Below are 14,386 nucleotides of genomic sequence, written 5' to 3'. Positions count from 1 at the left end.
TGGATGGGATTTACAAAAATCTAGGCCGCGTATCATATCCAATTTAGGTAAAACTGCACCAGCGCCGAAGCAAGATCGGCCTGCAAAGCCTGTTCCAGACACCATGCCTGGGCGTGCTTTTGCAGTTCTGGCCAGTGTTCCTGTGTCGCAACCCATGCCTGAGCCATTCCAGCGCCCGTATTCCAGGCTCGCCATAACCCGACGAGCGCGGCTTTTGCCGCCGGTGAAAGGCCTGCGGTGTAAAGCGTCAGAAAGGCTTCGAGTTTGTCCAGGTGGACATCTTCTTCCTGTTGATAAATATGCCACAGCATTGGCCGGGCCGCCCATTGCGCACGGACGAACGAGTCCTCTCCACGCACCGCGTTGAAATCACAACACCACAGCAGCAGGTCATATTGATCCTGTCGGACGAACGGCAACACCTGCACGGTCAACGCCCCTCGCACCTGCAATGCGCCGACACCAAGCCCTTCAACGCCCAACCAGCGCTCGACGTCGCCCAGAATCCGGCCCTCGGGCACCAGCAGATGAGTGGCATGAATGTCACTCGCCATGACGTCCAGCCAATCGGCCAATCCGGCATTCTCGTAGGCGAATAACGAAATCAGCCGTGCACCGTCGGCGCGATCGACGCCCAGCCCTTGGAGGAATTCGCGCTGCGCCTCAGCGCTGTGTTGAAACTGATCACGCCGCTCCAGCAACCCGCGCTCACGCAGCAAGCCGCCGGTACCCGCCTGAAACCCCGGGAAGAAGAAGTACTTCTGCACCTGTTGGTACTTCACCGACGGCAAGCCATGGCAGCCGACGATCCAGTCTTCGGCACTCAAATAATCGAGATTCATCCACAGCGGAGCCTTTTCGCGTGCGGCCATTGACTCCATATAGGCATGCGGCAACTGACAGGCAAACGCCGCGATCACCACATCGGCGGCCTCTGTCGGCGCCCAGTCGGCCGGCCAATGACAGACCTCGACGTCTTGCTGCCACTGTCGGGCAGCACTGATGTCGAGTTCCGGGCACAAGCGTTCGAACGCCCGCAGGTCATCGACCCACAGTCGTACCGCGCAGTGATGTTCGGCCACCAATTGTCGGGCCAGACGCCAGGTCACGCCGATGTCGCCGTAGTTGTCGACGACCGTACAGAAAATATCCCAGTCGACTTTCATTCCAGGCTCCGTGGGGCAAAGACCTCAATTGTCCGCATAAATCGTTGCGCGCAGAAGAGCCGACGCCGATTAATCTTCGTGCGACAATCGCGCCAGCCCACCACCCTCGCCAGGAGGCAGTCATGCCCTACCGCCCACACGTTCGCCGTACGGTGTCTATCACACTCAGTCCACTGCAACTGATTGCCAGCATTGCGGTGGGTTTGTGGCTGGGTTTTTTAGCCATCGCGCTGACCTGCTGGCTGGCGTCGAAACTGCTGTTCAGCGAACAACTCGCCCCGCTTGCCGAGGCGGCGCACCAACTGACTCAACCCAAGCCTGCGGCGGTTGAACCTGCACCCGAGAATCCGATGTTCGAGCAGTACAAGGAAAACCTGCGCAAACAGGCGCAACAGCAAACGCTCGATCAGGCACGCAGCAATACCCGTAACCTGTCCAACCCGAAATGCCAGTTCTGGATGCAGCAAGACCAAACCGCACCCAGCGAAAAAAGCCGCACCAACGTCCAGCAATTCTGCGATTGATCATGAACAAACACACGGTCCACCAACTGATCCTGGAAAAGCTTGCGGTCGATCTCGACATCGCCGAGCGCGCAGCGCAAACCGCGTATGAAACCGCGACCCACGAAGAAAACATCGCCGAGAACAAGTACGACACCTTGGGGCTGGAAGCGTCTTATCTGGCCGCCGGTCAAGCCAAACGGGTGGAGGAAATCCGCCAGTCGCTGGTGCTGTGCCAGAACCTGACATTGCGCTCTTATGACGATCAGCGCGGGATTGAAGTCGGTTCGCTGCTGGGCCTGGAAGACGAAAAGGGACGCGAACAGTGGCTGTTCCTGGCCCCTGATGCGGCCGGTTTGAAGATTGATCTGGTGGGGCAACTGATTACCGTCATCACCCCGCGCTCACCGCTGGGCAAAAGTTTGCTGGGCAAGTTCGAGGGGGATGAGGTGGAGATCGTGGTGGCAGGCACTCGGCAACAATTCGCTGTCACCGAGGTTGTCTAGTCAGCTCAATGAACGGGTAGTTCAACGCCGTCGAACAGCTCTTCCAGCTCCTGCTTGTTGTGGCACTGGATGGCTTTGGCCATGACTTCGCGAGTCAGGTGCGGGGCGAACTTCTCGATGAAGTCGCACATGAAGCCACGCAGGAACGTCCCGCGACGGAAACCGATTTTGGTCACGCTGGACTCGAACAGTTCGCTGGCGTCGAGCACCACCAGGTCGTTGTCGAGTTTGGTATCGACGGCCATTTTTGCCACAATCCCGACACCCAGCCCCAAGCGAACGTAAGTCTTGATCACGTCGGCGTCGGCGGCGGTGAACACCACTTTCGGGGTCAGGCCGCGATGGCTGAAGGCTTCGTCGAGTTTCGAACGACCGGTGAAACCGAACACGTACGTCACGATCGGGTATTCAGCCAGGGCTTCGAGGGTCAGCTTCGGCAGCTTGGTCAGCGGGTGACCTTGCGGCACGACTACGCAACGGTTCCAGCGGTAGCACGGCATCATCACCAGGTCACCGAACAGCTCCAGCGCTTCGGTGGCGATAGCAAAATCCACGGTGCCGTCAGCGGCCATTTCAGCGATCTGCATCGGCGAGCCCTGGTGCATGTGCAGGGCAACGTCCGGGTATTGCTTGATAAAATTACTGATCACCGGCGGCAATGCATAACGCGCCTGGGTGTGGGTGGTGGCAATCGACAGGGTGCCTTTCTTCTCGTTGGAGAACTCCTGAGCGATCTGCTTGATGCTTTCGACCTTGCGCAGAATTTCGCCGGCGGTGGTGATGATTCTCTCACCGGCCGGGGTGACGCGAGTCAGGTGTTTGCCGCTGCGCGCGAAAACCTCGACACCCAATTCGTCTTCCAGCAGACGGATCTGCTTGCTGATGCCCGGCTGCGAGGTGTACAGGCTTTGGGCGGTAGCGGAAACGTTGAGGTCGTGGTGCGCCACTTCCCAGATGTAGCGCAATTGTTGAAGCTTCATATGAATCCCTCAAAGCAGATAGACGCCACGGGCATCAGCGACGGTATATAACTATATTAATGGTTTGAAGAATAAATCTAGAACTTTTTCATCAAAAGGCCAGCATTCTCGCCTTAAATATCGCCGTGACGCCGACGCTGCGACAATGGCACCAGGTAAACCGGCACCTGCGACAACTGCAACACGCGCGCAGCAGTCCGCCCCAACGGTGTTTCACTACCGGCCCCATGGCTGTGACTTCCTAGGATCAACAAATCCACCGAGAGTTTCTGCGCCTGATCAAGAATGACCTGCGATGGATCGCCCTGAAACACTCTGACCGATTGAATCAGCGCCAGATCCTGCTGCCCCTCCCCCAACTCTTCACGGAAGCTGTCGAATACCCGCTGCTCGATATTGGCCATCACCGTGTTCAAACCCTGGTTGTGAAATTCATTCAAGGCTTGCTCATCGAGATAGCTCTGCAACACCGATTCGGCAAAAAGCCCCATGGGCTCAACTGCGTGCACCACATACAAATCGGCTTTGAATGTTCGTGCCAATGCCAACGCATGCTGCATCACAAAAGGTGCGTAGAGGCCGAGGTCAGTGGCATACAGCATCGAATGAATCATGTGACCTCCTCGAATGCCGAGATGGCGGCAATTGATTCAGCTTAGCAGTGCCACAGCGAGTACGACGTCCCGCACAAGGCATTGAACGTTGGGCTTAAACCTTCAGTTCATTGCTGATTCCGTGAGGGACGTGCCCGGTGGCGACTACCTCACGGGCCAACTCGCAGTGACCTGCCTGGTCGTCGAAAAATACGTCGGCGGCGAACGCTTCGAGAAATGCAGACTTGGGCAGCCCACCGAGAAACAGCGACTCGTCGAGTCGAATATCCCACTCGCGCAAGGTACGGATTACCCGCTCGTGAGCCGGCGCCGAACGCGCGGTCACCAGTGCAGTGCGGATCGGGCAACTGTCATCAGGAAACTCTCGCTGCAACAGATTGAGCGCTGCCAGAAAGCCTTTGAAGGGACCACCGCGCAATGGCTCGCGAGCGGCTTCGCGTTCGTTGGCCTGAAAGGCTTCGAGACCACCCGACTGATAAACCCGCTCCGATTCATCGGAAAACAACACAGCGTCGCCATCGAAGGCAATACGCAACTCTTCGTTGGCGGCGCGGCTCGCACCACCCGACAGGATCGTCGCCGCCGCGAAACCGGCGTCGAGCGCACTGCGCACATCATCGGCGTGAGTGGAGAGAAACAGATCGCAGCCAAAAGCCTTCAGGTACGGATACGGACTGCGCCCGCCGACAAACGCCGCGCGGGAAATCGTCAGGCCGTAATGATGAATCGAGTTGAAGACTCGCAAACCGGTGTCTGCGCTATTGCGCGACACCAGCACCACCTCGACCCGCGCCCGACCGAGGCTGGTATTGAGGTTCAACAGTTTTTGCACCAGAGGGAACGCATCGCCCGGTTCGAGGATCTCGTCTTCGTGCTCGATCTGGTACTGCCGATAAGCCTCGACGCCGCTCGCCAGATAGAGCTTGTGGCTTTCGCTCAGGTCGAACAGCGCCCGCGAAGAAATCGCCAGCACTAATTTTTCGCCTATCCCTTTTGCCATGCTGCTCCCCCCAGGTGAAACGACTTAACCGTTATGCCGATCGACAAAACTCAAGGCCTGATACAAGGCCTCGATTTTCGGCAACTCGCAACCGGCGGCCTTGGCGGCTGCCAATGGCCGCGCATAAATCGCTGCCAGCTCCAGTGGCCGTTTATGCTGGTAGTCGTGGTACATGCTCGGCCAGTAGTCGGGCATTTTTTCGGTAACCTTGAACAACTGCTCGGCATACCCCGGCGGCATGCTGTGGCCACAGGCAAGTGCGCCCTTCACCACTTCCGCCATCAATGCCTGAATCAGTTCACGGCTGCTGTCATCAGTCATCAGTGGTGTCGTGCTCGCGCCGAGCGAGACCGATAAACCGTTGTACGGGATATTCCAGACCAGTTTTTGCCAGCGCGCCTGCTGAAGGTTGGCCATCGCCTGCGATTCAAGACCGGCGGTACGAAACAGCCCCGCCCCCTGCTCGATAATCGCCTGACGGGCCGCCTCGTCATCAAGCGCCGGACCACTGTGATAACCCACGTTTACCGCACCGAACGCCTGATGTTCAATCACTCCGGGACCCGAGCGATGCACGCAGATAAAGCACAATCCGCCCAACAAGTGCAGTGAGTCGGGTAACAGATCGCGCAGGCTGTCTTCGACATCCAGACCATTTTGCAGCAACAGGATCTTCGCCCCCGGCGCCGCAGCTCTGATGATCGCCGGTGCAAGCTCGGCGTTGCTGGTGGTTTTCGCACCGACCAGCAACCAGTCGCACAGCGGCATATCGTCGGCCGACGAATACGCCTGAACCGGATTCAAGGTCAATGCGCCATAGGGCGCGCTGTTGAGTTGCAGGCCGCGTTCGGCGACCGCTGAAAACTCGCTGCGCAACAGAAAGTGCACATCGAACCCGGCCCGCGCCAGCATCACGCCGTAAAAGCCACCGATTGCCCCGGAGCCGATAATGCCGATTCTCGGTTTTTCAACTGCTGTGCCCGTCATGGCAACTCCTCTGGATTTCGACTCAGCGCCTGCCCCAGCGCAGCATTCAGTTCGGTGCGGGCCAGACGCGATTGTAGCGCCCCATAAAACTCGCCATCGCGCACGACAAACAGCGCGGGCAAATGAAAGACCTGATAACGCTCTACCACGCCACCGTTGTTCCCCGCATCGATCCAGCACAACTGATCGACTTCAAGGTCAAGCCCCGGTAACTGCTGACGGGCCCAGCGGCAACTGGAACAGCCGACGCTGGTGAAAACCACCAGAGACACACCACTCATCGCCAACAGCCGCTGGTCGGCATCGAAATCGGTCAGCTCGCATTCGACCACTATACTGGGAGAAGCACTGTCGAATGACCGACACTTGGAGTCTGTGTTCATGGGGCGCTTTATTCCTCATCCTGACGATGTGCCTGTCGAGTTAACGTTGCGCAAGCATCAGTGTATTTCTCGGCAAGAACTGCACACTATCAGTCTCGGAGGCGTGGCTTGCAATTACCACCGCGCCTGGCGCAAAGGAACGGCACTGGAAGTGCGAATGCCGACCCTGAGCGAAAATGTCTGTTATCTGGGCTATGTAGCCTGGTGCCTGCGACGAAAGCACGGTTATCTGGTCGGCATCGCGTTCATCGACGAGCAGACCCTGTTCAAAGCGCGGATGGGCGAGCAGGTCTGCCAGATTGAACGTTTTTGCCGTCAGCAAATGCCTCAGGTCGAACAGCAAGGCGTCGAGGCGCTGGCCCTCAAATGGCTCGACCAGCATGCCACCGAGTACTCCCACGAGACTGTTCGACAGGCCTTTGCGCAGTAAGCGCTGGATAAACCCGCGCCTGCCCATTGTCGAGCCACCGCGTAACGCGCTAAGGTTCGGCTCCCCGCTGCGCTTAAATCATGCTGTGCTCCGCCGCGCGGGGATCGCTGGCGGCCGGCACCCGTGACCTGACGAGTAACACGATGGCTGATTTACCGATCAATGACCTAAACGTCGCCTCCAACGAGACGCTGATCACTCCTGACCAGCTCAAGCGTGATATCCCCCTGAGTGATGCTGCCCTGCGCACCGTGACCAAGGGCCGCGAAGTGATTCGCAATATCCTGGATGGCACCGACCACCGCCTGTTCGTCGTCATCGGGCCTTGCTCGATCCACGACATCAAGGCTGCACACGAATATGCCGAGCGCCTCAAGGTACTCGCCGCTGAAGTGTCCGATACCCTGTATCTGGTCATGCGGGTCTATTTCGAGAAGCCTCGTACCACTGTCGGCTGGAAAGGCCTGATCAACGACCCGTACCTGGATGACTCGTTCAAGATTCAGGACGGCTTGCACATTGGTCGTCAGTTGCTGCTGGACCTGGCCGAAATGGGCCTGCCGACGGCGACCGAAGCCCTTGACCCGATCTCGCCACAGTACCTGCAGGACCTGATCAGCTGGTCGGCGATTGGCGCACGCACCACCGAATCCCAGACGCACCGTGAAATGGCTTCTGGCCTTTCTTCGGCAGTCGGCTTCAAGAATGGCACCGACGGTGGCCTGACGGTTGCCATCAACGCCCTGCAATCGGTTTCCAGCCCACACCGCTTCCTGGGGATCAACCAGGAAGGTGGCGTGTCGATCGTCACCACCAAGGGCAATGCCTACGGTCATGTAGTACTGCGCGGCGGCAACGGCAAGCCGAACTACGATTCGGTCAGCGTCGCACTCTGCGAGCAAGCGCTGAACAAGGCGAAGATCAAGCCGAACATCATGGTCGACTGCAGCCACGCCAACTCCAATAAGGATCCGGCGCTGCAACCGCTGGTGATGGAGAACGTGGCCAACCAGATCCTTGAAGGCAACCAGTCGATCATCGGCCTGATGGTCGAAAGCCATTTGAACTGGGGTTGCCAGGCGATTCCGAAAGACCTCGCCGAGTTGCAATACGGCGTGTCGATCACCGACGCTTGCATCGATTGGACAGCCACTGAAAACACCTTGCGCAGCATGCATGCCAAGCTCAAGGATGTGCTGCCGAAACGTCAGCGCACCTGACTGCATTCAGCGCACACAAAAACGCCGGGCTAAGCCCGGCGTTTTTTTTATTCGGTGATCCTGCTCAGAGCTTGGCCGCATGCCGCTGGTGACGCTCCATGTAGCGCTCCACGTAGGAGCATGACGGAATGACTGTGTAGCCCATTTCCTCAGCGTACTGCAGCGCCTGTTCGGTCAACGCCGCCGCAATACCGCGACCACGCAGCGCGTTGGGCACGAAAGTACGATAGATATCCAAGGTCTGTTTCCCCAGATCCATATAGGTCAGGTAGGCACGATGACCGTCCACATTGGTCTCGAACTGATGACCAGCCTGGTCATGGTGGATGGACAACGCCTCGCTCATCACTACTCCTCGCGGGTCTTGAACTGACCCCTACCTTACCGATGTTTTCCCGGCGAAGGAACCTCTACGCCACCCCGTGTCTGTTTGGACACCGAGAGGAACTGCACCCATCTCGCGCAACCGGACACATTTCGAATAGTAGGCACTAAAAGCTGAAATGCTCAAGGCGCACTTGTCATCACGTCGATTGCGTCAGTTCAGCACAGAGCACGTAGTGGCGGCTCGACCGAACATCACCCCTGGTCGATAGCCTGAACATTGCCGGATGTTGAGACTTGAGACGAACCGGGCTTGTTAAAGTCACCTCTAGATGCACAAAGAGGCATGAGCCGCTCCGCAAAATCTGAACAAAAGTGTAGACGGATCGATATAGAGCGACTTTGGCTCTAGAGCGTGAAACAGTCGTATACGTCTGTCAGCTATACAGGCAGGTCGCTCAGGACGGGCCTCCCAGCTGACTAATTTTTATACAACACGATTAAAAGTTGCTCGAAAAAGATTCCGCGCCTACAATTTTTTTTGCTTCTTGCGCTACGTCAGTTTACTTACTACAAGTAATGGGTAGTATGTACGCCGGCTATTTCCTCACTCTGAGGAGACAGCTACTTAATAGAAAGTCCTTGAAGGGGAACACGATGAACAACGTTCTGAAATTCTCTGCTCTGGCTCTGGCCGCAGTTCTGGCTACCGGTTGCAGCAGCGTATCGAAAGAAACCGAAGCACGTCTGACTGCTACTGAAGACGCAGCAGCTCGCTCCCAGGCTCGTGCAGACGAAGCCTACCGTAAAGCTGATGAAGCTCTGGCTGCTGCTCAAAAAGCACAACAGACTGCTGACGAAGCTAACGAGCGTGCTCTGCGCATGCTGGACAAAGCTAGCCGCAAGTAATAGTCCCTCGGGATTGTTATCAAGCCGATCCATTTTTTGGGTCGGCTTTTTTATTGCCCCGATTTTGCCGAAGGCAATAAAAAACCCGCCGACGCTGTGAAGCCCCGACGGGTCGTTTGAAGCGCTTACTGCAGGTCGATCGGTACAGCCGACGCCACAGGCGTGGAGGTATTCGGTACGGCGATTTCCACCGGCATGCCATCTTCAGCGGCGACCACGTCGCGCACCACATCCCAGTTCATGCGCAGGTTCTTGGCCAGATCTTCACGCTTGAGCAAGGCATTGATCACCGCGGTGTGCTTGTCGACCACCGACGGGTTGCCAGTGTCGTCCAGCGGCGTATGCGCTTCCAGGTAAACCTTGCCGCCACTCATGCCGAACTTGTACGGGTCGTTGAGGATCCGCACCGACGTTCCCACCGGCACCATGCCGGCCATTTCCAGCACATTGTTGTTGAACATGCGGAAGCAGCCATGGCTGGTACGCATGCCGATGCCGAACTTCTTGTTCGAACCGTGAATCAGATAGCCCGGTGTGCCCAACGTGAACTTGAACGGCCCCAGAGGGTTGTCCGGGCCGGCCGGCACGACGTTTGGCAGCGGATCGCCATCGGCGGCGTGCTCGGCTTTGATCGAGGCTGGAGGAGTCCAGGTCGGGTTCGGAGTTTTGGCAGTGATGCTGGTGTGGGCGATTGGCGAGCCCCAGCCTTCACGACCGATACCCAGCGGGAAGGTGTACACCACGTTCCGGCCTTTGGGGTAGTAGTAGAGGCGATACTCGGCCAGGTTGATCACGATGCCTTCACGCGGGCCTGGTGGCAGGATGAAGCGCGTTGGCAGTACGACTTCGGTACCAGCACCCGGCAACCACGGATCGACGCCCGGGTTGGCGGCGACCATTTCCAGGTAGCCCAGATCGTAGGTGGTGCCCAGATCGGCAAAGGTGTCTTCGTACTTGGCTTTGACTGTTTGCACCTGGCCGACGATATCTTCGCCCGGCGGCGGTAAAGGCAGCTCCAATGCTGCAACGGGACCCGCTACACACAAGGCGGCAAGAGACAAGTAGCGGGTGACGGCAGGAAAGCGCGGCAACATCCGGAACATCCTTCGTATGATCAACAGAGGGTATGGGGGCAAGATTGTACACCGAAGCCCCCGAATTCGGGGAGTCGGGTCGATGGACTGCCCTTTCGGGGGCTTTACAGCTCGAAGCGCAACTCAGGCCAGATCGGCGATGTACCGCGCTTTTGCGACTCCAGAATCGCCCGGCACAGCGAGCACAGTCGCTGGTCCTGAAACACCGTCCGGTCGACACTCGACCAGCGCGGCTGCGCCGGCAGCAAAGTGCCGCACAGGGTACGGTCAGCCGAGCCGCCCAACTCCAGTTGACGCGTCACCAGATGCACCCGGACTTCCTGGCAGGCGAACAGATCCAGCTGTTCGTCAGGCTCGATCAGTTGGTAGGCAAACAGGGACCAGGCAGGACGCGGCATCGGGGGCTCCAAATCAGGGGGGCGCCACATTAGCCGAAAGACTGCCGCTAGAAAAGCGTCATAGCAGCGGTTTTAGCGTAGGCCAGACATTTTCCAGCAACTTGCCCTGCGCCGCGACCGCCGGATGAATGCCATCTGCCTGCATCAGCTCGGGGTTCCCGCCGATTCCCTGAAGAAAAAACGGTACCAGCGGGACTTTTTTCTCCTCGGCCAGATCGCTGTAGACCTTCGCGAAAGCCTCGGTGTAGCGCACCCCATAATTGGGTGGCAATTGCATACCCAGCAGCAGCACCCTGGCACCGCTGGCCCTGGCGTTGTCGATCATCGACGCAAGATTTTGTTGCAATTGCGTTGGCAGCAATCCACGCAGCCCGTCGTTGCCCCCCAACTCGAGAATCACCACCTCAGGCTTATGCTCCACAAGCAGCGCCGGCAGGCGTGCCTGGCCACCGGCACTGGTGTCGCCACTGACGGACGCATTGACCACCGTTTCGGTGAAACCTTCGCGCTTGAGCCGCTGTTCGAGCAACGACACCCACCCTTGCCGGGTATCCAGGCCGAAAGCTGCGCTGATACTATCGCCAACGATCAGGACTGTACCCGCCGCTGCGTTCTGGGCCATGCACATCAAGGCCAGGCCAGCACTCAAAAACCACACACGCATCGGACTCTCCATGGGCGCAAGCATTCTCACTGCGCGGAACCTTAGCAAAGTGGTTCCCAGCGCGGAAGGTGAACTGACCATCCTGCACGAACTCAACCTGGAACTGAACAAGGGCGACAGCCTGGCGATCGTCGGCAGTTCCGGTTCCGGCAAATCCACCCTGCTCGGCCTGCTGGCCGGCCTCGACCTGCCCAGCAGCGGCGAAGTCACCCTTGCCGGGCAAGCCCTGAGCAATCTGGATGAAGACCAGCGCGCGCGGATACGCGCCGAGCATGTCGGCTTCGTGTTCCAGTCGTTCCAGTTGCTCGACAGCCTCAACGCCCTGGAAAACGTCATGTTGCCGCTCGAACTGGACGGTCGCAAAGACGCCCGCGAACGCGCCACCGAACTGCTACGCCGCGTTGGCCTGGGCCAACGCCTGAGCCATTCGCCACGCCAGCTTTCCGGTGGCGAACAGCAGCGCGTGGCGATCGCCCGGGCATTTGCCGCCGAACCCGATGTGCTGTTTGCCGATGAACCCACCGGCAACCTCGACACGCACACCGGCGAGCACATCAGCGACCTGCTCTTCGAACTCAATAAAGAAAGCGGCACGACCCTGGTCCTGGTTACCCATGACGAGCGCCTGGCACACCGCTGCCACCGTCTGATCCGCCTTGAAGCCGGCCTGTTGGTCGTCGCCCCTCTGGAGCCTTGATGGCACGTTTGCCGCTGTTGCGCCTGTTCAGCCTCGCCATTCGCCAATTGCTGCGCGATGCCCGCGCCGGAGAGCTGCGGGTGTTGTTCTTCGCCCTGCTGGTCGCCGTGGCGGCGAGTACCGCCATCGGCTATTTCGGTGCCCGCCTGAACGGCGCCATGCTGCTGCGCGCCACCGAGTTTCTGGGTGCGGATATGCTGCTGGAAGGCAGCTCGCCCGCCCGCCCGGAACAAATACAATCCGGCAAGGAGCTGGGGCTGCAACACGCTCAAGTGGTGGAGTTTTCCAGCGTCATCGCCACCGACAACGGCATTCAGCTGTCGAGCATCAAAGCGGTGGACGGGGTCTATCCATTACGCGGCCAACTGAAAAGCGCACCCGCGCCGTTCGCTCCCGAAGAGGCCGGTGGAAGTCCGAAACCGGGCGAAGCCTGGGCCGAGGCGCGCCTGCTGACGGCACTGAATCTGAAGGTCGGTGACACCATCGACGTCGGCATGAAAACCCTGCACCTGACTCGCGTGCTGACCTATGAACCGGACCGTGCCGGGAATTTCTACAGCCTCACGCCGCGGGTAATGATCAATCTTGCCGACCTGACCGCCACCGGCGTGGTCCAGCCCGGCAGCCGGGTCAGTTACCACGATCTCTGGCGCGGCACCGCGCCGGCCCTGGAAACCTATCGACAACTGATCAAACCGGGGCTGGCCGCCAACCAGCGCCTGCAGGATGCCCGCGACGGCAACCGGCAAATCGGCGGAGCCCTGGGCAAAGCCGAACGTTACCTGAACATGGCCAGCCTGGTCGCCGTGCTGCTGTCCGGCGTTGCCGTGGCGCTCTCGGCAACCCGTTTTGCCATCCGCCGCTTCGACGCCAGCGCGCTGCTGCGCTGCCTGGGTTTATCGCGTCGGGAAACCCTGCTGCTGTTCAGCGTACAACTGACCGTGCTCGGCCTGCTGGCCAGCCTCAGCGGCGCCCTCCTCGGCTGGCTCGCGCAGTTGGGGTTGTTCGCCTTGCTGGGTGAATTGCTGCCCAGCGATGTACCACCGGGCGGGCTGCTGCCGGCAATCGCCGGGATCGGCACCGGACTGGTCGCCCTCGCCGGATTCGCCCTGCCGCCACTGGCGGCACTGGGTCGCGTACCGCCGCTGCGGGTACTGCGCCGCGACATACTGCCAATCCCTTCCAGCACCTGGATGGTTTACGGTACCGCGCTGGCAGCCTTGGGGCTGATCATGTGGCGCTTGAGCCTGGACCTGCTGCTGACCTTCGCCCTGCTTGGTGGCGGTGTCATCGCCGCACTGGTCCTCGGCGGCCTGTTGCTGCTGCTACTCAACAGCCTGCGACGACTGCTGGCCCGTGCGTCCTTGCCGTGGCGGCTGGGTCTGGGCCAATTGCTGCGTCACCCATTGGCGGCGGCGGGACAATCGCTGGCCTTCGGCTTGATTCTATTGTCGATGGCGCTGATCGCCCTGCTGCGCGGTGAATTGCTGGACACCTGGCAAAACCAGTTGCCAAAAAACGCCCCTAACTACTTCGCACTGAATATTTTGCCCGCCGACAAACAGGCCTTCACCGATCGGCTGATCGAACTCTCAGCACAATCGGCGCCACTGTACCCGGTGGTGCCAGGACGGCTGATCAGCATCAACGGCGAACCGGTGCAAGGCATCGTCAGCAAGGACACCGAAGGCGATCGGGCCATCCAGCGCGATCTGAGCCTGACCTGGGCTTCCGACCTGCCCGCCGGCAACAGCATCACGGCCGGTAGCTGGTGGTCTGCGCAGCCGACAGGCGATGTACCCGGTGTTTCGGTGGAAGGCAAAGTGGCCGAGAGCCTGAAGCTCAAGCTCGGCGATCATCTGGTTTTCACCATCGGCGGGGTCAACCGCGAGGTGCAGGTCACCAGCTTGCGCAAGATCAACTGGGACAACTTCCAGCCGAACTTCTTCATGATCTTCCAGCCCGGCACCTTGAAAGACCTGCCGGCTACTTACCTGACCAGTTTTTACCTGGCGGCAGGTCACGACCAACAGATCATCGACCTGGCGCGAGCGTTCCCGGCGGTGACCATTCTGCAGGTCGAAGCCTTGCTGGCGCAGCTGCGCAGCATCCTTGAGCAAGTCACGCTGGCGGTCGAGTACGTGTTGTTGTTCGTGCTGGCGGCCGGCATGGCAGTGCTGTTTTCCGGCTTGCAGGCGACACTCGATGAGCGTATTCGCCAAGGTGCATTGCTACGTGCGCTGGGCGCCGAACGGCAGTTGCTGGTCAAGGCGCGGCGGATCGAATTCGGTTTGCTCGGTGCGGTCAGCGGTTTACTCGCGGCGCTGGGCTCGGAACTGGTAAGCCTGGTGCTTTACCGCTATGCGTTCGACCTTGTCTGGCATCCGCATCCGTGGCTGCTGTGGCTGCCGGTGATTGGCGCATTGCTGATCGGCGGTGCGGGCGTGTTCGGTACTCGTCGGGCGCTGAATGCCAGCCCACTGACAGTCTTGCGCGAGGGTTGATAAACTT

Annotated in this window: 17 protein-coding genes; 7 read left to right on the top strand and 10 right to left on the bottom strand. The window is 59.3% G+C overall.

Going from position 1 to position 14,386, the window contains the following annotated elements; all coding sequences use genetic code 11:
• Positions 1-32: 32 nt before the first annotated feature.
• A complete protein-coding gene (gene earP, locus BK658_RS21435; protein WP_123584053.1) occupies positions 33-1,166 on the bottom strand; it encodes an elongation factor P maturation arginine rhamnosyltransferase EarP in 1,134 nt (377 codons plus the stop codon).
• A 122-nt stretch (positions 1,167-1,288) separates the two neighbouring features.
• On the opposite strand from earP, the gene BK658_RS21430 reads away from it, so the two are divergent.
• Both BK658_RS21430 and BK658_RS21425 read left to right on the top strand, forming a co-directional pair.
• The gene (locus tag BK658_RS21430; protein WP_123584052.1) at positions 1,289-1,690 is read left to right on the top strand and encodes a hypothetical protein; all 402 of its coding nucleotides are present in this window, start codon (positions 1,289-1,291) and stop codon (positions 1,688-1,690) included.
• 2 nt (positions 1,691-1,692) lie between these two features.
• On the top strand, positions 1,693-2,175 hold the full coding sequence (locus tag BK658_RS21425; protein ID WP_123584051.1) for a GreA/GreB family elongation factor: 483 nt from the start codon (positions 1,693-1,695) through the stop codon (positions 2,173-2,175).
• 5 nt (positions 2,176-2,180) lie between these two features.
• Here the strand turns inward: BK658_RS21425 and cysB are convergent, their stop codons facing one another.
• The 5 genes from cysB to BK658_RS21400 form a co-directional block, all read right to left on the bottom strand.
• Complete coding sequence (cysB, locus tag BK658_RS21420) at positions 2,181-3,155, bottom strand: HTH-type transcriptional regulator CysB (RefSeq protein ID WP_003183769.1); 975 nt, start codon at positions 3,153-3,155, stop codon at positions 2,181-2,183.
• 113 nt (positions 3,156-3,268) lie between these two features.
• Positions 3,269-3,769: a universal stress protein gene (locus BK658_RS21415; RefSeq protein ID WP_123584050.1), complete on the bottom strand. Its 501-nt coding sequence runs from the start codon at positions 3,767-3,769 to the stop codon at positions 3,269-3,271.
• 94 nt (positions 3,770-3,863) lie between these two features.
• Positions 3,864-4,769 (bottom strand): 5'-nucleotidase, encoded by a 906-nt coding sequence (locus BK658_RS21410; RefSeq protein WP_123584049.1) that lies wholly within the window; start codon positions 4,767-4,769, stop codon positions 3,864-3,866.
• A 24-nt stretch (positions 4,770-4,793) separates the two neighbouring features.
• Positions 4,794-5,756, bottom strand: coding sequence for a putative 2-dehydropantoate 2-reductase (locus BK658_RS21405; protein WP_123584048.1), 963 nt, complete (start codon positions 5,754-5,756; stop codon positions 4,794-4,796).
• Positions 5,753-6,139 carry a YbbN family protein gene (locus tag BK658_RS21400; RefSeq protein WP_123584047.1) on the bottom strand — a complete coding sequence of 129 codons (387 nt, stop codon included), beginning with the start codon at positions 6,137-6,139 and terminating at the stop codon, positions 5,753-5,755. The genes BK658_RS21405 and BK658_RS21400 overlap by 4 nt, the downstream gene beginning before the upstream one ends.
• On the opposite strand from BK658_RS21400, the gene BK658_RS21395 reads away from it, so the two are divergent.
• Both BK658_RS21395 and BK658_RS21390 read left to right on the top strand, forming a co-directional pair.
• Complete coding sequence (locus tag BK658_RS21395) at positions 6,138-6,569, top strand: PilZ domain-containing protein (RefSeq protein ID WP_123584046.1); 432 nt, start codon at positions 6,138-6,140, stop codon at positions 6,567-6,569. The genes BK658_RS21400 and BK658_RS21395 overlap by 2 nt on opposite strands.
• Before the next feature lie 143 nt (positions 6,570-6,712).
• On the top strand, positions 6,713-7,789 hold the full coding sequence (locus BK658_RS21390) for a 3-deoxy-7-phosphoheptulonate synthase (protein WP_054596341.1): 1,077 nt from the start codon (positions 6,713-6,715) through the stop codon (positions 7,787-7,789).
• A 64-nt stretch (positions 7,790-7,853) separates the two neighbouring features.
• Here BK658_RS21390 and BK658_RS21385 read toward each other — a convergent pair whose 3' ends face one another.
• Entirely contained in the window at positions 7,854-8,135 is a 282-nt protein-coding gene (locus tag BK658_RS21385; RefSeq protein WP_019692933.1) for a GNAT family N-acetyltransferase, read from the bottom strand.
• Positions 8,136-8,770: 635 nt separating this feature from the next.
• Between BK658_RS21385 and oprI the strand changes: the two genes are divergently transcribed.
• Complete coding sequence (gene oprI, locus BK658_RS21380) at positions 8,771-9,022, top strand: outer membrane lipoprotei OprI (RefSeq protein WP_002553018.1); 252 nt, start codon at positions 8,771-8,773, stop codon at positions 9,020-9,022.
• 125 nt (positions 9,023-9,147) lie between these two features.
• Here the strand turns inward: oprI and BK658_RS21375 are convergent, their stop codons facing one another.
• The 3 genes from BK658_RS21375 to BK658_RS21365 all read right to left on the bottom strand — a co-directional run bounded on the left by BK658_RS21375 (position 9,148) and on the right by BK658_RS21365 (position 11,178).
• Complete coding sequence (locus tag BK658_RS21375) at positions 9,148-10,116, bottom strand: L,D-transpeptidase family protein (RefSeq protein WP_019692934.1); 969 nt, start codon at positions 10,114-10,116, stop codon at positions 9,148-9,150.
• A gap of 104 nt (positions 10,117-10,220) precedes the next feature.
• The gene (locus BK658_RS21370) at positions 10,221-10,514 is read right to left on the bottom strand and encodes a hypothetical protein (RefSeq protein WP_019692935.1); all 294 of its coding nucleotides are present in this window, start codon (positions 10,512-10,514) and stop codon (positions 10,221-10,223) included.
• Between the two features lie 58 nt (positions 10,515-10,572).
• Positions 10,573-11,178: an arylesterase gene (locus BK658_RS21365; protein ID WP_123584045.1), complete on the bottom strand. Its 606-nt coding sequence runs from the start codon at positions 11,176-11,178 to the stop codon at positions 10,573-10,575.
• A gap of 10 nt (positions 11,179-11,188) precedes the next feature.
• On the opposite strand from BK658_RS21365, the gene BK658_RS21360 reads away from it, so the two are divergent.
• Both BK658_RS21360 and BK658_RS21355 read left to right on the top strand, forming a co-directional pair.
• Entirely contained in the window at positions 11,189-11,875 is a 687-nt protein-coding gene (locus BK658_RS21360; RefSeq protein WP_103315652.1) for an ABC transporter ATP-binding protein, read from the top strand.
• Entirely contained in the window at positions 11,875-14,379 is a 2,505-nt protein-coding gene (locus BK658_RS21355; protein ID WP_123584044.1) for an ABC transporter permease, read from the top strand. The genes BK658_RS21360 and BK658_RS21355 overlap by 1 nt, the downstream gene beginning before the upstream one ends.
• Positions 14,380-14,386 lie beyond the last annotated feature (7 nt).

This window comes from Pseudomonas brassicacearum (assembly GCF_003732175.1).
Lineage (GTDB): Bacteria > Pseudomonadota > Gammaproteobacteria > Pseudomonadales > Pseudomonadaceae > Aquipseudomonas > Aquipseudomonas brassicacearum_G.
The sequence above is the reverse complement of the archived record's forward strand: the minus strand, read 5'-3'. Positions and strand labels throughout refer to the sequence as shown.